Source organism: Microbacterium ureisolvens (genome assembly GCF_015278315.1).
In the GTDB taxonomy this organism is placed as follows: Bacteria; Actinomycetota; Actinomycetes; order Actinomycetales; family Microbacteriaceae; genus Microbacterium; species Microbacterium ureisolvens.
Map to the genome: position 1 here is coordinate 44,818 of NZ_JADIJE010000006.1, position 19,720 is coordinate 64,537.

A 19,720-nucleotide genomic window follows, 5' to 3' on the forward strand; every position below is an offset into this window, starting at 1 on the left:
CGCACCGGCTGGAGGCGTTCGGTCTCAGTCGCCGGCGCTCCCTCGTTCCACGACCGGAGTGCCGGTCGTTGAGCGAGCGAAGCGAGACGAAACGTCGCACACCGACACGCACGGCGACGTCACCGTCGAACGCATCGAGCTCTCCGCCGAACTCGCCGGCGCTGAAGGCCGCGCCGGATCGGCGGACGTCGCCGAGTACGCCCTCTGGCTCGGCGACGACGCGCTCATCCTCTCGCAGCAGCTCGGCACCTGGATCGCGCGCGCCCCCGAGCTCGAGGAGGACGTGGCGCTCGCCAACATCGCGCTCGATCTGCTCGGGCACGCCCGGTCGTTCCTCCGCTACGCCGGCACGTGGGACGGCCGCTCCGAGGACGACCTCGCCTACTGGCGCGACGAACCGGACTTCCGCAGCGCCTGGCTCTTCGAGCAGCCGAACGGCGACTTCGCGCAGACCATTGCACGCCAGCTCGCGGCATCCGTCTATCTGTTCGAGCTGTACTCCGCACTGCAGGAGTCGTCGGACCCGACCCTCGCCGCGATCGCCGCGAAGGCGGTAAAGGAAGTGGATTACCACCGCGACCACGCCGTCCAGTGGACGCTGCGGCTCGCGGGCGGCACCGACGAGTCCCGCAGCCGGATGGTCCGCGCCGTGACGGACGTCTGGCCCTACGTCGGCGAGCTGTTCCGCGACGAGGCGCTGATCGACCGCCTCGAGGGCGTCGCCGTGCGCCCGTCCTCGCTGCGGCCGGCATTCGCCGCGGTGATCGCGGCCGTGTTCGCCGAGGCGGAGCTGGAGGTTCCCGCGGGCCCGGTGTCGTCGGCCGGCGGTCGTCGGGGGTCGCACTTCCCGACGCTCGGCTACCTGCTCGCCGAGATGCAGGTGCTCGCCAGGCAGCATCCGGGGGCGACATGGTGATCCCGCGCGTTTCGGACGAGCCCCTGCCCCGGTCGTTGAGCGAGCCCCTGCCCCGGTCGTCGAGGGGGCCCCTGCCCCGGTCGTTGAGCGAGCCCCTGCCCCGGTCGTTGAGCGAGCGAAGCGAGACGAAACGACGCCCCGAGCCGCCCGTCAACGCCCATCCACGACCGCGGACGGTCGACGCCGCGAGCCGGCGCGCGCGGGAGGTCGCGGCATCCGTCCTGGATCCGGAGGTCCCGGTCCTCACGATCGAGGATCTCGGCGTCCTGCGCGACGTGGTCGTCGACCATGGGCGCGTGAGCGTGACCATCACGCCGACCTACTCGGGCTGCCCGGCGATGGACGCGATCCGCGACGACGTCGTGCTCGCGCTGACCTCGGCGGGCTTCGACCAGGTGGACGTCCGTCTCGTACTGGCGCCCGCGTGGACGACGGACTGGATGACGGATGCCGGCAATCGCAAGCTGGTCGAGTACGGCATCGCCCCGCCCACCGGCCGTGCGGCGGCCTCCGGCCCGATCCGGCTGCAGCTGTCGGTGAGATGCCCGCGCTGCGGTTCGCTCGACACGAGGGAGATCGCGCGCTTCGGCTCGACCTCGTGCAAGGCGCTGTACGAGTGCCGCACGTGCCTCGAGCCGTTCGACCACTTCAAGGTGCACTGATGCGGCCGGACGACCCTCGACAGGCTCGAGGACCGCGAACGCCGGATCCGCAGCAGGAGCACATCGCCGAGACCCTGCTCACGACGGCCGTGGGCGGTCCGCGCGGCAAGGCGCACCGGGCGCGGTTCCACACGCTCCGGGTCGCCGCGGTGCGGCCGCTGACGGATGCCTCGGTCGAGGTGACGTTCGCGATCCCCGAGCAGTCCCGCGACGAGTTCGATTACCTCGCGGGTCAGCACGTGGCGCTGCGGACGATGCTCGACGGCCACGAGGTGCGCCGCTCGTACTCGCTGTGCCGCGCCGAGGACGCGGGCGGGGGAGGGGATGGCCCGCGCACCATCAGCGTCGCCATCAAGCGGGACCTCGGCGGCAGATTCTCGACGTGGGCGCAGACCGAGCTCCAAGTCGGCGACCAGATCGACGTGATGAGTCCGCAGGGCACGTTCACGTCGAAGCTGGCCGACCTCGACGACGCGCACGTCGCGGGCATCGCGGCGGGTTCGGGCATCACGCCCCTGATGGCGCTCGCCGCCACGGTGCTCGCGCGGTCGCACACCTCGCGGTTCACGTTGGTGTACACGAACCGCTCAAGCCTCGACGTCATGTTCCTCGACGAGCTCTCCGACCTCAAGGACCGCTACCCGACGCGGCTCGCGCTGCACCACGTGCTCTCGCGAGAGCAGCGGACCGCCCCACTGCTCTCCGGCCGCATCGACGAGCCGCGCCTGCGGCGCATCCTCGACGAGCTGGTGCTCGCCGACACCGTCGACGAGTGGTTCCTGTGCGGCCCGTTCGAGCTGGTGCAGCTGTGCCGTGACACCCTCACCGACATCGGGGTCGATCCCGCGCACGTGCGCTACGAGCTCTTCACCACGGGCGAGGGGCCGGGCGCCGAGCCCGCCGCCGGACGGCCGGTCGTGGTCGCCGCCGACGAGCCGGTGCGCCGGATCGAGTTCACTCTCGACGGGCAGTCGCAGGCGGTCGAGAGTCCTGTCGCCGCACACGAGTCGATCCTGAACGCGGCGCTGCGCGTGCGCCCCGACGTGCCCTTCGCGTGCGCGGGCGGGGTGTGCGGCACGTGCCGCGCGCGGCTCCTCGAGGGCTCGGTCACGATGACCGAGAACTACGCCCTCGAACCCGACGAACTGGAGCGCGGGTACGTGCTCACCTGCCAATCGCACCCCACCACCGATACCGTCATCGTCGACTACGACGTCTAGGGAGGAAGAGATGATCGAACTGTCCATCACCGGCGATGTGGCCGAAGTCGTGCTCAACGCCCCGGAGAAGCTCAACGCCCTGTCGCTGCGTGAGCTGGGCGAGATGGATGCCGCCTACCGCAGCGCCGAAGAAGCGGGAGTGCGTGCGCTGGTGCTGCGCGGTGAAGGACGGGCGTTCTGCGCGGGACGCGACATCGCCGGAGTGGACCCGGTGACCGACGACGTGCCGCAGTATCTCGCCGGCGTCGAGACGCTGATGCGGCGGATCGCCGGCTTCCCGGCACCCACTTTCGCGGCCGTGCACGGCGCGTGCCTGGGGGTGGGCCTCGGGCTCGCGATCGCCACCGACGTCGTCTACGTCGCCGACGACGCCAAGATCGGATCGCCGTTCGCCAGCCTCGGCGCGATGCTCGACTCGGGCGGCCACGCGCTCCTCTACGAGCGCCTCGGCGCCCACCGCGCCCTGGACCTGATTTACACCGGTGCGATGATGTCGGGCGCTGAAGCGGTGGCGGCGGGACTGTTCAGCCGGGCGATGCCGGTGGAGGAGGTGTTCGACTTCGCCCTGCAGCGGGCGACGCTCGCGGCGTCCGGACCGACAGCCGCGTTCCTCGCGTCGAAGCGCCTCATCGCGCGGCTGCGCGGCGAGCGACTGTGGGATGCCGTGGCCGAAGAGGCGCGCGGCCAGGAGGCGCTGCGCACCACCGCCGACTACCGCGAGGGTTTCGCCGCGTTCCAGCAGAAGCGCAAGCCCGACTTCACCGGCGAGTGACTCCGTGCCGGTCGAAAGAGTAGGAAGTGTTCGAACGGGGCACGACAGGGAGCACTTCCTGCGCTCTCGGCAAGTGTAGGAATCGTCAGGAGTTCACGCGGATGATCTCCTGCTGGTACGGCGCGATGACCTCGCCCGAGATGCGGCAATCGAGCACGAGGAAGCGACGGGATGCCTCGGGCTCGGCGACCCATGACGCCAGCCGGTCGAGGTCGGCCAGGGTCCGCACGACGACGCCTTCCGCGGCCACGCCCGACGCGAGCGCGGCGAAGTCGACCTGGGGGATGAGCATCGGCTCCTTGGCGAGCCCCTTGAGCCCGTACAGGTTCACCTCGGCGCCGTAGGCGGCGTCGTTCCAGACCACCGCGATGCCGCGTCCGCCCGCGACGCGCACCGCGGTCTCGAGGTCGGCGAGCGCCATGAGGCCGCCGCCGTCGCCGGTGGTGAGCACGACGGTGGCCGAGGGCTTGGCCAGCGCTGCGCCGGGGACCGACGGCCAGCCGAGGCCGATGGACTGGAACGCCGTGCCGACCATCGACATGCGGTCGGGTGAGGCGACGGGCCAGTACATGTTCGCCCAGCCGATGAAGTGGCCGCCGTCCGAGACGACGACGCGGTCTTCGGGCAGCAGCTCGCCGATGCGGGCGGCGACGCTGCGCGGGTCGAGCCGTCCGTCAGGCGCGGCGCCGTCGCCGGGCTCGTAAGCGCGCAGGGGCGCGAGGTCGACCGACTCGCGCCAACCGCTCGGCCGCGCTGCGCGGGCACGCAGGCCGTCGGTGAGCGCCCGGGCGACGACCGCGGCGTCGCCTCGTACGTATCCGCCGACATGCGGGTGCGTCGCCGCGGCGGCCACGTCGACCTGGAACACGCGTGTGCCGGGGGCGAAGAGGTCGCCGAAGCGCATCGTGAACTGGTTGAGGGATGCCCCGAACACCATCGCGACGTCGGCTTCGCGTACGAGCTCCATGGCGCCCTCGGCACCGAAGCCGCCGGTGACGCCGAGGTCGAACTCGGTGCGGGGGAACACGCCGCGCCCGAGGGCCGTCGACGCGGTCACCGCGCCCACGGCGTCGGCGAGGTCGCCGAGGGCCTCGCCGGCCCCGGAGATCCATGCGCCGCGCCCGGCCAGCAGGAACGGACGCTCCGCCGTCGCCAGCGCTTCGACGATCCCGTCGACCGCTGCGGCGGCGAACGGGCCGGCCGGGGCCAGCGGTGCGGGGAGCCGCGGCGCCGGCGGTTCGGGCACCGGACCGGCGTCGCGCGCGGCGACGTCGTACGGGATCGCGAGCACGGTGGGCACCCGGTAGGTCAGCGCGTGCTCGATGGCGATGACTGTCGTGGCCGCGGCATCCGCTCGCCCGACGGTATAGGTGCGCGCGCCGACGGCCGACGCGAGGGCGATCTGGTCGACGTCCCACGGGCGCGGGCCCGAGGTCGGCTCGTCGCCGACGACGAGCACCAGCGGCACGTGCGCTTGCACCGCTTCGGCCAGCGCGGTGAGGGTGTTGGTGAATCCGGCGCCGTAGGTCGCGGTCGCAGCGGCGAGCCGGCCGGAGGCGCGGTGGTAGGCGTCCGCGGCGACCACGCCACCGGCTTCGTGCCGCACCGCGGTGAAGTGCACGTCGGTGGAGCGCTCGAGGGCGTCGAGGAAGTACGCGTTGCCGTTGCCCATCACGCCGAAGACGTGGTCGATGTGGCGGGCGAGGGTGAGGGCGACGTGGGCGGAGACGGACGTGACCGGAGAGACCGCGGGCATGGCGGAGCCTTTCGAGACGGAACGGGTGCAAGAGCCGTATGTGTCTCGCGCGTGCGCGCTGCGTGCCCATTTTTCGAGCACCGGCGGGCGACGATGCCGCCGGACGAGTCGAGTATAGGACTTCGGCCAAGATGGAGGACATGAAGACGATCCAGCTGCGCCGGTACACGCTCGTCGAAGGGGAATACGACGCGTTCGTCGCGTGGTGGACCGAATGGATGCCGAAGGTCAGGCCCGCCGCCGGCTTCGAGATCGAATTCGCCTACGGCCTGCCCGAGACCGACGAGTTCGTGTGGGCGGTGAGCGCACCCGGCGACGAGGAGGCGTTCCTCGCACTCGAGAAGGAGTACATGGCGTCGGACACGCGCGCCGAGGCGTTCGCGGGGCTTCCGCAGCGGGTCGCCGAGTACAACATCCGGTTCGTGACCGAGTTCCCCACGACGGTCTGACGTGCCGACGTATCGCGCCGCCGACGGTGCGGAGCTCTTCTACGACGAGGAGGGCGAGGGGACACCCGTCGTCTTCATCTCCGGAGGCGCCGCCCGCCACCCCTCGTATCTCGGCGACCTCGCCGGCATCGGCACGGATCGGCGGCGCATCACGCTGCACCTGCGCGGCGTGGGGCGCTCCCCGCTGCCGGCCGACGAGACCGCCGCATCGTGGTGGGCGCAGGGCGACGACCTCGATGCGCTGCGCGCGCACCTGGGCGTCGACCGCCTCGACATCGTCGCGCACTCCGCCGGCACCCGGCTGACCACGGCGTTCGTCGCCAGGCACCCCGACCGCGCCGGTCGCACCGTGCTCGTGACCCCGCCGGTCGGGCACCTGGTGGATGAGCCGAGCGACGTGCCGGCGATCGCCGCCCGCCGCACCGGCGACGCCGAGTTCGAGAGCGCCTTCCGTCACCTCTCGGTGGACCTTCCGATCGACGACGAGGCGGCGTTCGCGGTCTGGGATGCCGACACCGCCGCGGCCGGCTACGCGCACTGGGGCGAGGCCGAGCGCGCGCACGCGAAGGTGGGCGCACGTGCGATCCCGGCGGCGCTCGCCTACTTCTCGTCACAGGCTCCTGCGGAACTGCCCGCGCTGGTGGGCCGGACCGACGCCCCGGTGCTCGTGATCGCCGGTGCCGAGGACGCCCTCACCGGCTGCGCGCCGGTGGTGGCCGCGGCGGGACTGTTCCGCCACGGCGAGTCCGTCGTCCTCGCGGACTGCGGGCACTACCCCTGGGTCGAGCAGCCCGAGGCGTTCCGGGCCGCGGTGGACGAGTTCCTCTCGCGCTGAAACGCGACCCTCGCACCGAGACCCGCGTGCACAGCCGGGGTCTCGCGGCGTGACCGGGGTCTCCCGCGCCCGTGGGTCAGCCGCCGAGCGCCTCGCGGATCGCCGCGGCCGACACCGCCAGGCGCGCGGCGATCTCCTGATCGCTGTGGCTGCTCGCGACGAAGACGACGGCGATCGCCGCTGGGCCGCGCCCGCGCACCGTGAACGGCACGGCGACCGCGCGCAGGCTCGGGATGACCTCGTCGTGGCTGGTGGCGTAGCCGCGGGCCGCGGCATCCGTCACCTCCTGCGCCAGCTCGGCCGACACGCCGGCGGGCCAGGACGGCCGGGGCAGCAGCGACAGGATCGCCTTGCCCGGAGCACCGCGTGTGATCGGGTGCCGCGTCCCGGGGCGCTGCGCGACCGGGTTCACGGCGTGCCGCGGTTCGATGCTCGAGAGCGTGACGCACTCGTCGTGGTCGAGCACGGCGAGGAAGCAGGTCATGCCGAGGTCGCCCGCGACCGCGGTGAGCTCGGGCACCGCCTCGGCCTGCAGGTCGTGCGCGACGCCTGCCGCCAGGGCGGCCAGGCGCGCGCCGAGCTCGATGCGTCCGGCCGCGTCGCGCTCGACGAGTCCGTGGTCTTCGAGGGTGCGCAGCAGCCGATAGGCGACGGAGCGGTGCACATCGAGCCGGTCGGCGATCTCGTCGATCGAGAGCGCCCGGCGTGCGTCGGCGAGCACTTCGAGGATCCGGATGCCGCGGCTCAGCGTCTGCGAGGCGGGCGGTGTGGTCGCGGCGGGCGTCATGAGGGCTCACTGTCTCGTCGCGCCGAGGTCTTGCCGCCCCAGCACGGGTCGTATACGATCTGTTCAATAGTAGAACGTCGCGTTCGAATATAGAACATGCGATGCTCGCCCTCAAGCACCCAGGCCCTGAGCCCTCGACACCGTCGTCCGAGGAGGACACCGATGCAGTTCCACCACCACGGCTACGTCTCGGCCGACCCGCGCGTGCAGGACGCCGTCGGCACGGGCATCGACCGCCCAGCCGAGCTGCCTCACCAGACCGACGTGCTCATCGTCGGCTCGGGACCGGCCGGCATGCTGCTGGCGGCGCAGATGTCGCAGTTCCCGGGTGTGACCACCCGCCTCATCGAGCGGCGCGAGGGCCGGCTCGTGCTCGGCCAGGCCGACGGCATCCAGCCGCGCAGCGTCGAGACGTTCCAGGCGTTCGGCTTCGCCGAGCGGATCATCGCCGAGGCCTACAACATCGCCTGGATGAACTTCTGGGGACCCGACCCCGAGAACCCGCGCAACATCATCCGCACCGCGCGCACCGAGGACTACGCGTTCAAGATCAGCGAGTTCCCCCACCTCATCGTCAATCAGGCGCGCGTGCTCGATTACTTCGCCGAGGCGGCGGCGCTCGGTCCTGGCCGGATCACCCCGGACTACGGCATCGAGTTCGTCGGACTCACGGTGCACGAGGAGGGGGATCACCCGGTCGAGGTGCGCGTGCGGTACACCGCGGGCGAGCGTGCCGGCCAGGAGCGCACCGTGCGCGCCAAGTACGTGGTCGGCTGCGACGGCGCCCGCAGCGGCGTGCGCGAGGCGATCGGCCGCAAGCACGTCGGGCAGTTCGCCGCCCACGCCTGGGGCGTCATGGACGTGCTCGTGAACACCGATTTCCCGGACTGGCGCACCAAGTGCGCGATCAACTCGGAGGCGGGCAACATCCTGCACATCCCTCGCGAGGGCGGCTACCTCAGCCGCATGTACATCGACCTCGGTGAGGTCGCCGCCGACGACGACCACCGCGTGCGCCAGACGCCCATCGAGGAGGTCATCCGCCGCGCGAACGAGATCCTGCACCCGTACTCGATCGACGTGAAGCAGGTCGCCTGGCACAGCGTCTACGAGGTCGGCCACCGCGTCACCGACAAGTTCGACGACGTCGACGTCGACCAGGGCCACGACCCCCGCGTCTTCCTCACCGGCGACGCCTGCCACACGCACAGCGCCAAGGCCGGGCAGGGCATGAACGTCTCGATGCAGGACGGCTTCAATCTCGGCTGGAAGCTCGGCCACGTGCTGACCGGCCTGAGCCCCGCGTCGCTGCTGTCGACCTACTCGGCGGAGCGGCAGCCGGTCGCCCAGCAGCTCATCGACTTCGACCGCGAGTGGTCGGCGCTGATGGCGCGCAAGCCCGAGGAGATCTCCGACCCGCAGGAGCTCGCCACGTTCTACCTCGGCACCGCCGAGTTCCCGTCGGGCTTCATGACGCAGTACGGCCCGTCGATGATCGTGACGGATGCCGCCGGCCCAGCCTCGCACCAGTCGCTGGCCGAGGGCTTCCCGGTGGGCAAGCGCTTCAAGTCGGTGGAGGTCGTGCGGGTGTGCGACGGCAACCCGGTGCACCTGGGCCATCACGCGAAGGCCGACGGCCGCTGGCGGATCTACGCCTTCGCCGACGCGCCCGCCGCGGGCGCGGCATCCGCCCTCTCCGACTGGGCGGCGTTCATGGCCTCGCCCGAGTCGCCCGTGCGCCGCTTCACCCCCGCCGGCGCCGACGTCGACGCGGTGTTCGACGTGAAGGTCGTGTACCAGCAGGCGCACGAGGAGGTCGACATCATGTGCGTGGCGGAGCTCTTCCTGCCGAAGACCGGCCCCCTGGGCCTGATCGACTGGGAGAAGGTCTACGCGGCAGCGCCCAGCGCCTGGACGACCGACGACATCTTCGAGGAGCGCGGCCTGTCGCGCGACGGCGTCGTCGTGGTCGTGCGCCCCGACCAGTACGTCGCGGCGGTGCTTCCGCTCGCGGCGACCGACGAGCTCGCGGCGTTCTTCGCCGGGGTGTTCGTCGACCAGCATGAGACCGCGTTCGCGCCGGTCCTCAATTGAGGATCCGAGCCGGAATGAGGGGCAACACGGCTGACGCGATCCTCATCTCGGCCCTGGTCCTCAACTGAGGACGCGGTGAAGGGGTCACACCACTCCGTGCGGGCGAACATGCACCTCCACCTGTACATCACGTATATCGGCCGCTGCGGCGGCGACGGGCAGAATTGGCCCGGTAGACATCGATTGAACGGATGCCGCCACCGCGGCACCCGGAACCGACAAGGGAGTCCCCGTGACCACGACGATCACCGAAACCCGTGAGTCCGAGCTGCTGGCGTCCGTGCCCGACGGGCTGTTCATCGGCGGGCAGTGGCGCCCGGCAACCGGCGACGAGACGCTGAAGGTCTACGACCCGTCCAACGGCGACGTCGTCAAGGAGATCGCGAACGCGTCCCCCGAGGACGGCATCGCCGCGCTCGACGCCGCGGTCGAGGCGTTCCCGGCGTGGGCGGCGACGCCGGCGCGCCAGCGCGCCGAGATCCTGCGGCGCGCGTTCGATCTGCTGCAGGAGCGCAAGGAGGACTTCGCCCTCCTCATGACCATCGAGATGGGCAAGCCGCTGGCCGAGGCACGCGGCGAGGTCGCCTACGGCGGGGAGTTCCTGCGCTGGTTCAGCGAGGAGACCGCCCGCGTGCAGGGCCGCTACGGGGCGAACCCCGAGGGCACCGGCCGCATGATCGTGTCGCAGCACCCGGTGGGCCCGTGCTTCCTCATCACCCCGTGGAACTTCCCGCTCGCGATGGCGACCCGCAAGATCGCGCCGGCGCTCTCCGCCGGCTGCACCGTGGTCATCAAGCCCGCCGAGCTGACGCCGCTGACGACCCTCGCCTTTGCGAAGCTCCTCGAGGACGCCGGCGTGCCCGCCGGTGTCGTCAACGTCTTCACGACGTCGACGTCGGGCGCCGTCTCCGAGCCGATCATCCGCGACCCGCGCCTGCGCAAGCTGTCGTTCACCGGCTCCACCCAGGTCGGCCAGAAGCTGCTCGAGCAGGCGGCGCAGGGTGTGCTGCGCACGTCGATGGAGCTCGGCGGCAACGCCCCGTTCGTGGTGTTCGACGACGCCGACCTCGACAAGGCCGTGGACGGCGCGATGCTCGCGAAGTTCCGCAACATCGGCCAGGCCTGCACTGCCGCCAACCGGTTCATCGTGCACCGGTCGGTCGCCGAAGAGTTCGCCCGCCGCGTCACCGAGCGCGTGAACGGCTTCACGATCGGCCGCGGCACCGAGGAGGGCGTCACCATCGGCCCGCTCATCGACGACCGCGCCGTCGCGAAGGCGTCGCAGCTGGTGCAGGACGCGGTGGAGCGGGGTGCCAAGGTCGCCACCGGCGGCAACGCGGTCGACGGTCCCGGCACCTTCTACGAGCCCACCGTCGTCACCGACGTGCAGCCGGGCTCGGAGATCCTGCGCGAGGAGATCTTCGGGCCGGTGCTGGCGATCATCCCGTTCGACACCGAGGACGACGCCGTCCGCATCGCCAACGACACCGAGTACGGGCTCGTGTCGTACGTGTTCACCGAGAGCCTCTCGCGCGGCCAGCGCATGATCGAGCGCCTCGAGACCGGGATGATGGGCCTCAACATGGGTGTCGTCTCCAACGCCGCGGCCCCGTTCGGCGGCTGGAAGATGTCGGGGCTCGGCCGCGAGGGCGGCGCCGAGGGCATCCACGAGTACCTGCAGACGAAGTACACGCTCACGCCGAACCCGTTCTGATCCACGCCTGAATCGATGACATGAGATGAGCGGATGCCCCGGGGAGGGGGCATCCGCTCATCTCTTGGTGTGGGCGGCGCCGAGCCGCGGCGCCCGAACCGGCCGCACCGGCCGGCGCCCTAACCGCCCGAACCGCCCGAAACCGCCGGAGCGGCGCGGCGGGTTCGCGGTGTCAGTCGCAGAGTCCCCGGGCGGTCTCGTTCTTGGCCTGACCGCCGAGTGCCTTGACGACGTCACCCACGTTGGTGAACCCGAGGGCGCCTTCGGTGTTGATCGTCTTGTGGATCTGACCGAAACAGGCGGCGTCGGCGGGCGCGGCGTTGGCCGTGCCGGCGACACCGAACACGGCGAGAGCCACGAGGGCTCCGGTGGCGAGAATGCGCTTCATTGGACTTTCCCCTCCTCTGTGGCGGGTGCGTGTTCACCCGCTACGGAGTACTTCTCGCAGACTCGTCCATCCGGATGCACTCTGCTGCCGGTTTCCTGCGACCTTGGTGGCGCGCGACCGCCCCCGGTTGGCTCACTCGTCGTCGGGCTTGCGCGGCGTCATGAACCACTCGACGAACTTCGAGGCGCGACCGTCGGGCGCGAACCAGACCTCCCACAGGTTCGAGTAGCTCGCGTGGCCGGGGTAGACCACGGTGCCCTTGATGATCCCCACCTCGTCGTTCTCGATGAGCACCGCGAGATCGTGGATGGGGTCACTGGCCTCCGGTTCACCCCACATCTCGACGATCGCGTCGAGGCCGATCACGGGATCGTCGTCGTCGGGTCGGAACCAGTACTCCGCGTCGTCGGCGAAGATCGCCCGTACGTCGCCTTCGTCCTTCGAACCCCACGCCTTGATGTAGCCCGCCAGCCAGGCGCTCGCCTTCGTCATACGACGTGTCTACTCTGCCTCCGCGCTGCGCGCCACGGGCCGCCGGCTCGACAAGGTCGGTACCCCTCGGCAGACTGGGCACCAGCGACCCGAGGAGTCCGTCATGACCTCGCACGTGATCAAGCCGCTCACCCCCGAGACCTTCCCGGCGTGGCTCGCGCTCGCAGAGAAGCACAACGGAGTGTGGGGCGGCTGCTACTGCTCGTACTTCCACGGCGACACCGAGCACACGGTCAAGAGCGAGTACGACCGCGCCACGTTCAAGCAGCGACTCGTGGAAGAGGGGGTCGCGCACGCGGCGCTCGTCTTCGACGGCGACCAGGCGATCGCGTGGTGCGAGTTCGGCAGCCCGGACGAGCTGCCGGGCATCTACCACCGCAAGCAGTACGACGCGGGCGAGACCAACCCGGCACCGTGGCGGATCACCTGCTTCTTCGTCGACCGCGACCACCGGCGGTCCGGGGTGGCACGTGAGGCCCTCGACGGTGCGCTGAGCCTGATCGCGCAGGCCGGCGGGGGAGAAGTCGTCTCCTTCCCCAACGAGCTGGTCCCCGGCAAGAAGACGTCCTCCTCCTTCCTCCACAACGGCACGAGGGCGATGTTCGAGAAGGCGGGATTCACGTTCGAGCGTCACATCGGCAAGAGCAAGACGGTGATGCGCAAGGTCATCCCGTCCGCTGTCTGATGGTGACGGATGCCGCGGCCCGCGGCATCCGGTCTCCCGTCGTCAGCGCCGCCGGAGCTCGACCGGGTCGCGGGCGCGGTCCCGTCCGGCGTCCGCCACCTGCGCCATGATGGGCGCATGGGTCCCACCTCGTCGTCCGGCGCCGCGGCCACCGCCAGCCGGCTGCCGGTCCCGGCCACGCGTCACGAGCGGCTTCGCTCGCACCGGCTGAGCGCCCCCGCGCCGACGGTCGCCGAAGCCGCCCGGCACATGCTCGCGACGCAGAGCCAGGAGTTCTGGGGCGGGCGCTGGGCGCTCGCCGCGCGCACGCGCGGCCGGACGACGGTGCGCGATGTCGACGCCGCGTACGACCGGGGCGAGATCGTGCGCACGTGGACGATGCGGGGCACGATCCACACCATCCCCACCGCCGACCTCGAGTGGGTGCTCTCGATCACCGGCGATCGGCAGCGCCGCCAGGCGGCGGCCGTCCATCGCGCCGAGGGCATCGACGCCGATGAGGCCGACCGGGCCGAACGCCTCGCGCGCGCGGCGCTCGGCGGAGGCAACCGCCTCACCCGCAAGGAGCTGTTCGAGGTGTGGGAGCTGGGCGGCGTCTCGACCGCCCGCCAGCGCGGTTACCACCTGCTGGTCGCCCTGTCGCTGCGAGCCGTGGTCTGCCAGGGTCCGGTGGTGCCGCGCACAGCGGGGCCGACCCGCGAGCAGTTCCTCGTGCTGACCGACGAGTGGATCACGGATGCCGCGACCCCAACCGATCCGCTCGCGGAGTTCTTCTTCCGCTTCATCGCCTCGCACGGTCCTGCGGGTCCCCGCGACTTCGCCTGGTGGACGGGTCTGCCCCTCGGGATCTCGCGCGGCGCGGCGGATGCGGCATCCGATCGCCTCACCGTCGTCGCCGACGAACCCGAGCCGCAGTACGTCGTCGCGTCGGGGGCGCCGCGGCGGAGCGCAGCGGCTCCGGAGGTCGTGGCGCTGCCGCCCTTCGAGGAGTACTACCTCTCGTACGCCGATCGCACCGTGCCGTGCGCGCCCGAGTTCCTGAGCGCGATCGGCCCGAGCATGAACGGCATCGTCCGGCCGATCCTCGTCGCGCGGGGCGAGGCCGTGGGCGTGTGGACCCACTCGGTCGCCGTGGGCCGGCACGCCGACGACCCGATCCCCGAGCTCTTCGCGCCGGGCACGGCGACGGATGCCGAGATCTCGGCCGCACTCGACCGCTACCGCGACTTCATCACGGCGTGAGCCCTGGATCCTCCCGGTGTCCCCTCGCCCCGCCGCGGTCTCGGCGCGCCCGCGCGCGGCCGGCGGGCGACGGCTCAGGCGTGGCGGTCGAGGAAGTCGTACACCTCGTTGTCGTCGACGCCGGGGAACGCGCCGCGGGGGAGCGGCGAGAACATCTGCATGTGCACGCGGGCGCTCGGCCACGCCTTGCCCGACCACCGCGCCGAGACGTCCGGCGCGACCCGGCGGCAGCACGACTCGTCGGGGCAGGTGGAGGTGGCCCGCTTCTGGGTCTCGCGGCCACGGAACCACCGGGCGTCGTCGAACGGCACGCCGACGGTGATCGAGAATTCGCCGTCCGAAGTCGTGCCGGTCTGGGTCGAGCACCAGTAGGTGCCGGCGGGGGTGTCGGTGTACTGGTAGTGCTCGGTGGTGCGGTTCTGCTCCGAGAAGGCCGCGCGGGCCGAGAACTTGCGGCAGGCGATCTGGCCGTCGACGGCACCGGTCACGTCCATGGGCAGCGGCAGGTCGTCGTTCTCGTACACGCGCGAGATGGCGCCCGACCCGTCGACGCGGAGGAAGTGCAGCTTGATGCCCAGGTGGTGCGTGGCGAGGTTGGTGAGCCGCATGCCCGCCGCCTCGTGCGTGACACCGAAGGCGTCGCGGAAGTCCTCCACGGCGAGGTTGCGGTCCTTCTTCGCCTGCTGCAGGAAGCCCGCCGACGCCGTCTCGGGCATCAGGCAGCATGCGGCGTAGTAGTTGATCTCGAGCCTCTGCTGCAGGAAGTCCGCGTAGTCGGTCGGCTGCTTGTGGCCGAGCAGGCGGTGGGCCATCGCCTGCAGCGCCATCGAGCGGAGGCCGTGACCTCCGGGGATGGATGCCGGGGGCAGATAGATGCGGCCGTGCTCCAGGTCGGTCACCGACCGCGTCGAGTGCGGCAGGTCGTTGACGTAGATGAGCTCGAAGCCGAGCTTCTCGGCCATGATGCTCACGGTGCGGTGCGTGAGGGCGCCCGACACGTGGCCGGCGGCCTTGAGCTGCTTCTCGGCGAGCTTCTCGATGTCGGGCAGGTAGTTGTCGCGCTCCCGCATCATGAGCCGCAGCTCGGTGTTGGCACGCCGCGCCTCCTCGGGGGTGGCGATCGCCTCCCGCTCGCGGCGCTGCAGCTCGCGGTGCAGCCCGAGGATGGCCTCGATCGTGTCGTCGGTCATTCCTTTCGACACCTTGATCGGCGGGACGCCGAGCTGACGGAAGACCGAGCCGGACTGCGCCCGCTCCAGTTCGATCTCGAGCGCGGCGCGCCGGTTCGGCGGCTCGGCCGACAGCAGGTCGGCGACCTCGACGCCGGTGGTCGAGGCGATCGCCTGCAGCAGCGACAGCTTGGGCTCGCGCTTGCCGTTCTCGATGAGACTGAGCTGGCTGCCGGCGACGCCGACGAGCGCTCCGAGCTCGTCGAGCGTGTAGCCGTGCGCGAGGCGCTGATGACGGATGCGGTGACCCAGGGTCGACAGCTCCAGGGAGGTGGGGGGCATTCCTTGATGCTAGCGAAAGAATCGCAAGTCTTGACACCGCATTTCGCGGGAAGAGACTCCTGTTAGACGCGAAAGTAGAGGAAGAGCACGAATCTGCATCGTCACAACCATCTGACGGTCGAATCAACGAGGAGCGACACCATGGCCCTTGCCGACATCTTCACCCGAACCGAAGGCTCTTCCGCGCGTCCCACCGTCACCCGGACGTACGGTGAGCTGCCGGCCGTTCAGGGCGAGGGCATGGCTGCGCTGCGGGCATGGGTCGACGAGATCGCCGCGCTGACCCAGCCGGCTCGCGTCCACTGGATCGAGGGATCGCGCGCCGAGAACGACGCGCTGCTGCGCGAGATGGTCGACGAGGGCAAGCTCATCAAGCTCAACCCCGAATGGCGCCCGGGCTCGTACCTCGCGCGCTCGCACCCGAGCGACGTCGCGCGCACCGAGGCGCGCACCTTCATCGCCTCCGAGCGCGAGGAGGACGCCGGGCCCACCAACAACTGGGTCGCTCCCGACGAGATCCGCGCCACGATCACCCCGCTGTTCGAGGGGTCGATGAAGGGCCGAACGATGTACGTCGTGCCGTTCTCGATGGGCCCGGTCGGCGGCCCCCTCTCGCACATCGGCGTCCAGGTCACCGACAGCGCGTACGCGGTCACCTCGATCGGCATCATGACGCGCGTCGGCACCGAGGTGCTGCGCGAGATCGCCGGCGGCGCGCCGTGGGTCAAGACGGTGCACTCGGTGGGCGCCCCGCTTCAGCCGGGCGAACAGGACGTCGCCTGGCCCTGCAACGACGAGAAGTACATCGTGCACTTCCCCGACACGCTCGAGGTGTGGTCGTACGGCTCGGGCTACGGCGGCAACGCGATCCTCGCCAAGAAGTGCTTCGCGCTGCGCATCGCCTCGGTCATCGGCCGCGACGAGGGGTGGCTCGCCGAGCACATGCTCCTGATCCGCGTGATCGACCCGGCCGGCCGCGCCTACCACCTGGCGGCGGCGTTCCCGTCGGCCTGCGGCAAGACGAACCTCGCGATGCTGCGCCCCACGATCCCCGGCTGGCGCGTCGAGACGCTCGGCGACGACATCGCGTGGCTGCGTCCGGGCGAGGACGGGCGCCTGTGGGCCATCAACCCCGAGGCCGGCTTCTTCGGCGTCGCGCCCGGCACAGGCCAGTCGACGAACGTCACGGCCGTCGAGACGCTGTGGGGCAACACGATCTTCACCAACGTCGCGCTGCGCCCGGACGGCGACGTCTGGTGGGAAGGCCTCACCGACGAGCCGCCGGCGGAGCTCACCGACTGGGAGGGGAAGCCCTGGACCCCGGCATCCGGTCGTCCCGCCGCGCACCCGAATTCGCGCTTCACCGTCGCCGCTGCGCAGTGCCCCCAGATCGCCGGCGACTGGGACGCCCCGCAGGGCGTGCCGCTGGACGCGATCCTGTTCGGCGGACGCCGCGCCACCAACGTGCCGCTGGTCGTGGAGGCCACCGACTGGACCCACGGCGTCTTCATGGGCTCGAACATCTCGTCGGAGAAGACGGCGGCCCAGGAAGGCACGGTCGGCGAGCTGCGCCGCGACCCGTTCGCGATGCTCCCGTTCTGCGGCTACAACATGGCGGACTACTTCGCCCACTGGCTGAAGGTCGGGCAGAAGCTGCGCTTCGACCGGGCCCCGCGCGTCTTCCAGGTCAACTGGTTCCGCAAGGGTGCCGACGGCCGTTTCCTCTGGCCGGGGTTCGGCGACAACTCGCGCGTCATCGACTGGATCATCCGCCGCATCGAGGGCGAGGTCGGCGCGGTCGACAGCCCGATCGGCCGGCTGCCCGAGCCCTCGGACCTCGACCTCGACGGCATCGAGGTGTCGCAGGCCGACCTCGACGAGCTGTTCGCTGTCGACCCGCAGCTGTGGCTGCGCGAGGCCGACCTGACCGAGGAGTTCTACCGCACGTTCGATGGGCGCGTGCCCGCACCGCTGTGGGCCGAACTCGCCGCGCTGCGCTACCGCCTCCAGCGCGCCTGAACCCGCCGGCCGGCCGGTGATCCGGCCGAGCGAGGCCCCCTGCAGGGGACGGATGCCTCGACCCGCGTCTTCGCAGCGGGTCGAGGCATCCTCGTTCACGGGTGCCGACGCCCGGTCAGACCAGCAGCTGGTGCTTCGCGAGGTCGCGGTAGAGCGGTGTCGACTGAACGAGCTCGGAGTGGGTGCCCTGGCCGACGACCCGGCCGTGCTCCATGACGACGATGTGGTCGCTGTCGACGACGGTCGACAGGCGGTGCGCGATCACGATGAGCGTGCGGCCGGCGGCGACGGCGTCGATCGCCTCGCGCATCCGCTGCTCGTTGAGCCCGTCGAGGGACGACGTCGACTCGTCGAGCAGCAGGATCGGCGGAGCGGCGAGCAGAGCGCGCGCAATCGCGAGGCGCTGGCGCTCGCCGCCCGACAGCATGACCCCCGCCTCGCCGACCGGGGCGTCGACGCCGAGCGGGTTGCGATCGAGGACGTCGCCGAGATTCACCGCGCGGAGCACCGCTTCGCATTCGGCATCCGACGCCTCGGGCGAGGCGAGACGCAGGTTGTCGCCGATCGTCCCGGCCAGGGTCGGGGCGTCCTGCTCGACGTAGCCGAGCTGCGCGCGGAGCTGGTCGCGGTCCAGGCCGCGCACATCGGTGCCGTCCAGGAGGATCGCGCCGTCGGTCGGGTCGTAGAAGCGCTCGATGAGGGCGAGGGTGGTGCTCTTGCCGGCCCCCGAAGGACCCACGAGCGCGACGCGTGCGCCTCGGGGCACCGAGAACGACACGCCCCGCAGCACCTCCGCATCGACGGGGACGGATGCCGCGGCATCCGTCATCCCGCCCCCCTCTGCCGCGAGGTCGCCGAGCACGATGGTGGAGGTGGCGACGTGGGCGCTCTCGAGCACGGCCAGCGCCTCGGACTCGGCCTTGCGGCGAGCGGCGACGACGTTCTCGGGGTAGCGGAAGCGCACGTCGCGGAACTCGATGGCGGGTGCCTCCTCGGCTTCGAGTCGCGCACTGTGGGCATTCCGGGCGTCGGATTCCGCCACGTGCGCGACTTGACTCCCGGACGCCTGCGCACGCGCCGCGATGGCGGCGTCGTCCTGCGCCTCGGTGGGGAGGTCGAGCACCTCCTGGATGCGCCCGAGGGCGCCGAGGGCCTGGCTCACCGACGTGATCGCGCCGAAGAACGAGCCGAGCGGGGCGATGAGCATGAAGAGGAACATGATGAAGGTCACGAGGCTCGCGATCGACAGCGCGCCGGTGGCGACGCGGAAGCCGCCCAGACCGATCACCACGAGGAGTGACACCTGCAGCGCGACGTTCGCGATCGGCACCACGAGCGCCGACACCTTGGCGATGCGCACGCCGACGTCGTAGGCCTCGGTCGCCTGGGCCGTGACCGCGTCGACCTCGCGTGCCGTCGCACCCGACGCGCGCACGGTGCGGATCGAGCCCACCGCGCGTTCGACGCCCGAGGCGAGCGCGCCGACCTTCTCCTGCTGCTCCGTCGACGCCGCGCGGATGCGGCCGCTCAGCAGCACGACGCCCAGCACCGAGACGCCGATCACGAGCACGATGATCGCGAGCAGCACCGGGTCGATGATCGCCATGGCGACGAGCGCGCCGGCGAACAGCAGCCCGTTGCCGATCGAGTCGGCGAGGCCCTGCGTCAGTGCGGCGTAGAGCAGCGTCGTGTCGCTGCCGACGCGCGAGACGAGGTCGCCGGTGCGCCGCGCGTCGAATTCGCTGATCGGCAGGTGCAGGATGCGGGAGATGAGCCGGCGGCGGCTCGAGTAGACGACCGCGGTGCCGGTGCGCTGCAGGAGGTAGTGCTGCCAGCCCGAGATGAGCGAGGCGAGCAGCACGAACCCCACCAGCGCCCAGATCAGCATCCCGAGGTCGAGGTTGTCCTGGACGCGCGTGATCACCTCGCCGACCAGGAGCGGCTGGATCAGCGAGGCACCCGCACTGAGGATGCTGAGCACGACCACGACGGCGAGCGTCCGCTTGTGCTCGAACAGGTACGGCAGCAGCTGCGCGAAGGTGGCGCGCGGGCCCTCCTCGTCCTTGCCGCGGCGGCCGCGACCGCGTCGGGCGCGTGCGGGGGAGGAGGCCGCGGGGGTGGCGGCCGGGGCTTCGTCGAGTTCGGCGGAGGGCATGGGTGAACCTCGTTCGTGAAGGG

The 19,720-nt window shown here is 71.2% G+C and carries 17 protein-coding genes; 11 read left to right on the plus strand and 6 right to left on the minus strand.

Annotation, left to right across the window (positions count from 1 at the left end):
- Nucleotides 1-58: 58 nt before the first annotated feature.
- The 4 genes from paaC (at nucleotide 59) to IM767_RS10915 (ending at nucleotide 3,570) form a co-directional block, all read left to right on the plus strand.
- On the plus strand, nucleotides 59-916 hold the full coding sequence (gene paaC, locus IM767_RS10900) for a 1,2-phenylacetyl-CoA epoxidase subunit PaaC (protein WP_109209844.1): 858 nt from the start codon (nucleotides 59-61) through the stop codon (nucleotides 914-916).
- Nucleotides 917-1,137: 221 nt separating this feature from the next.
- On the plus strand, nucleotides 1,138-1,578 hold the full coding sequence (gene paaD, locus IM767_RS10905; RefSeq protein ID WP_239453262.1) for a 1,2-phenylacetyl-CoA epoxidase subunit PaaD: 441 nt from the start codon (nucleotides 1,138-1,140) through the stop codon (nucleotides 1,576-1,578).
- Complete coding sequence (gene paaE / locus IM767_RS10910; RefSeq protein ID WP_109209846.1) at nucleotides 1,578-2,798, plus strand: 1,2-phenylacetyl-CoA epoxidase subunit PaaE; 1,221 nt, start codon at nucleotides 1,578-1,580, stop codon at nucleotides 2,796-2,798. Before paaD ends, paaE begins: the two co-directional genes overlap by 1 nt.
- 10 nt (nucleotides 2,799-2,808) lie before the next feature.
- Nucleotides 2,809-3,570: an enoyl-CoA hydratase/isomerase family protein gene (locus tag IM767_RS10915; RefSeq protein WP_109209847.1), complete on the plus strand. Its 762-nt coding sequence runs from the start codon at nucleotides 2,809-2,811 to the stop codon at nucleotides 3,568-3,570.
- An 85-nt stretch (nucleotides 3,571-3,655) separates the two neighbouring features.
- Here the strand turns inward: IM767_RS10915 and IM767_RS10920 are convergent, their stop codons facing one another.
- Nucleotides 3,656-5,326, minus strand: coding sequence for a thiamine pyrophosphate-binding protein (locus tag IM767_RS10920; protein ID WP_109209848.1), 1,671 nt, complete (start codon nucleotides 5,324-5,326; stop codon nucleotides 3,656-3,658).
- A gap of 140 nt (nucleotides 5,327-5,466) precedes the next feature.
- Here IM767_RS10920 and IM767_RS10925 point away from each other — a divergent pair, with 140 nt between their 5' ends.
- Together IM767_RS10925 and IM767_RS10930 are read left to right on the plus strand one after the other, a co-directional pair.
- Nucleotides 5,467-5,775: a hypothetical protein gene (locus IM767_RS10925; RefSeq protein WP_109210065.1), complete on the plus strand. Its 309-nt coding sequence runs from the start codon at nucleotides 5,467-5,469 to the stop codon at nucleotides 5,773-5,775.
- Between the two features lies 1 nt (nucleotide 5,776).
- Nucleotides 5,777-6,610 carry an alpha/beta fold hydrolase gene (locus IM767_RS10930; protein WP_109209849.1) on the plus strand — a complete coding sequence of 278 codons (834 nt, stop codon included), beginning with the start codon at nucleotides 5,777-5,779 and terminating at the stop codon, nucleotides 6,608-6,610.
- A 76-nt stretch (nucleotides 6,611-6,686) separates the two neighbouring features.
- Here IM767_RS10930 and IM767_RS10935 read toward each other — a convergent pair whose 3' ends face one another.
- Nucleotides 6,687-7,397 (minus strand): IclR family transcriptional regulator, encoded by a 711-nt coding sequence (locus IM767_RS10935; protein WP_109209850.1) that lies wholly within the window; start codon nucleotides 7,395-7,397, stop codon nucleotides 6,687-6,689.
- A 162-nt stretch (nucleotides 7,398-7,559) separates the two neighbouring features.
- Between IM767_RS10935 and IM767_RS10940 the strand changes: the two genes are divergently transcribed.
- Nucleotides 7,560-9,491, plus strand: coding sequence for an FAD-dependent monooxygenase (locus tag IM767_RS10940; RefSeq protein WP_109209851.1), 1,932 nt, complete (start codon nucleotides 7,560-7,562; stop codon nucleotides 9,489-9,491).
- Between the two features lie 244 nt (nucleotides 9,492-9,735).
- A complete protein-coding gene (locus IM767_RS10945; RefSeq protein WP_109210066.1) occupies nucleotides 9,736-11,205 on the plus strand; it encodes an NAD-dependent succinate-semialdehyde dehydrogenase in 1,470 nt (489 codons plus the stop codon).
- A 172-nt stretch (nucleotides 11,206-11,377) separates the two neighbouring features.
- On the opposite strand, the gene IM767_RS10950 is transcribed toward IM767_RS10945, so the two are convergent.
- Nucleotides 11,378-11,593: a hypothetical protein gene (locus tag IM767_RS10950; protein WP_109209852.1), complete on the minus strand. Its 216-nt coding sequence runs from the start codon at nucleotides 11,591-11,593 to the stop codon at nucleotides 11,378-11,380.
- A gap of 132 nt (nucleotides 11,594-11,725) precedes the next feature.
- Nucleotides 11,726-12,085, minus strand: coding sequence for a nuclear transport factor 2-like protein (locus tag IM767_RS10955; protein WP_109209853.1), 360 nt, complete (start codon nucleotides 12,083-12,085; stop codon nucleotides 11,726-11,728).
- Nucleotides 12,086-12,188: 103 nt separating this feature from the next.
- Between IM767_RS10955 and IM767_RS10960 the strand changes: the two genes are divergently transcribed.
- Together IM767_RS10960 and IM767_RS10965 are read left to right on the plus strand one after the other, a co-directional pair.
- Entirely contained in the window at nucleotides 12,189-12,770 is a 582-nt protein-coding gene (locus IM767_RS10960; RefSeq protein WP_109209854.1) for a GNAT family N-acetyltransferase, read from the plus strand.
- A 117-nt stretch (nucleotides 12,771-12,887) separates the two neighbouring features.
- On the plus strand, nucleotides 12,888-14,012 hold the full coding sequence (locus IM767_RS10965) for a winged helix DNA-binding domain-containing protein (protein ID WP_109209855.1): 1,125 nt from the start codon (nucleotides 12,888-12,890) through the stop codon (nucleotides 14,010-14,012).
- A 74-nt stretch (nucleotides 14,013-14,086) separates the two neighbouring features.
- On the opposite strand, the gene IM767_RS10970 is transcribed toward IM767_RS10965, so the two are convergent.
- Nucleotides 14,087-15,523, minus strand: coding sequence for an XRE family transcriptional regulator (locus IM767_RS10970; RefSeq protein WP_109209856.1), 1,437 nt, complete (start codon nucleotides 15,521-15,523; stop codon nucleotides 14,087-14,089).
- A gap of 141 nt (nucleotides 15,524-15,664) precedes the next feature.
- Between IM767_RS10970 and IM767_RS10975 the strand changes: the two genes are divergently transcribed.
- The gene (locus IM767_RS10975) at nucleotides 15,665-17,542 is read left to right on the plus strand and encodes a phosphoenolpyruvate carboxykinase (GTP) (RefSeq protein WP_109209857.1); all 1,878 of its coding nucleotides are present in this window, start codon (nucleotides 15,665-15,667) and stop codon (nucleotides 17,540-17,542) included.
- A 115-nt stretch (nucleotides 17,543-17,657) separates the two neighbouring features.
- Here IM767_RS10975 and IM767_RS10980 read toward each other — a convergent pair whose 3' ends face one another.
- A complete protein-coding gene (locus IM767_RS10980) occupies nucleotides 17,658-19,697 on the minus strand; it encodes an ABC transporter ATP-binding protein (RefSeq protein ID WP_109209858.1) in 2,040 nt (679 codons plus the stop codon).
- Between the last annotated feature and the right edge of the window lie 23 nt (nucleotides 19,698-19,720).

Excerpts from the sequence above, each read along its gene's own strand:
- IM767_RS10950 (WP_109209852.1), bottom strand. The coding sequence starts at position 11,593 with ATGAAGCGCATTCTCGCCACCGGAGCCCTCGTGGCTCTCGCCGTGTTC.
- IM767_RS10920 (WP_109209848.1), bottom strand. The coding sequence starts at position 5,326 with ATGCCCGCGGTCTCTCCGGTCACGTCCGTCTCCGCCCACGTCGCCCTC.
- IM767_RS10915 (WP_109209847.1), top strand. The coding sequence starts at position 2,809 with ATGATCGAACTGTCCATCACCGGCGATGTGGCCGAAGTCGTGCTCAAC.
- IM767_RS10940 (WP_109209851.1), top strand. The coding sequence starts at position 7,560 with ATGCAGTTCCACCACCACGGCTACGTCTCGGCCGACCCGCGCGTGCAG.
- IM767_RS10980 (WP_109209858.1), bottom strand. The coding sequence starts at position 19,697 with ATGCCCTCCGCCGAACTCGACGAAGCCCCGGCCGCCACCCCCGCGGCC.
- IM767_RS10960 (WP_109209854.1), top strand. The coding sequence starts at position 12,189 with ATGACCTCGCACGTGATCAAGCCGCTCACCCCCGAGACCTTCCCGGCG.
- IM767_RS10970 (WP_109209856.1), bottom strand. The coding sequence starts at position 15,523 with ATGCCCCCCACCTCCCTGGAGCTGTCGACCCTGGGTCACCGCATCCGT.
- paaE (WP_109209846.1), top strand. The coding sequence starts at position 1,578 with ATGCGGCCGGACGACCCTCGACAGGCTCGAGGACCGCGAACGCCGGAT.
- IM767_RS10955 (WP_109209853.1), bottom strand. The coding sequence starts at position 12,085 with ATGACGAAGGCGAGCGCCTGGCTGGCGGGCTACATCAAGGCGTGGGGT.
- IM767_RS10935 (WP_109209850.1), bottom strand. The coding sequence starts at position 7,397 with ATGACGCCCGCCGCGACCACACCGCCCGCCTCGCAGACGCTGAGCCGC.
- IM767_RS10925 (WP_109210065.1), top strand. The coding sequence starts at position 5,467 with ATGAAGACGATCCAGCTGCGCCGGTACACGCTCGTCGAAGGGGAATAC.
- IM767_RS10965 (WP_109209855.1), top strand. The coding sequence starts at position 12,888 with ATGGGTCCCACCTCGTCGTCCGGCGCCGCGGCCACCGCCAGCCGGCTG.
- IM767_RS10975 (WP_109209857.1), top strand. The coding sequence starts at position 15,665 with ATGGCCCTTGCCGACATCTTCACCCGAACCGAAGGCTCTTCCGCGCGT.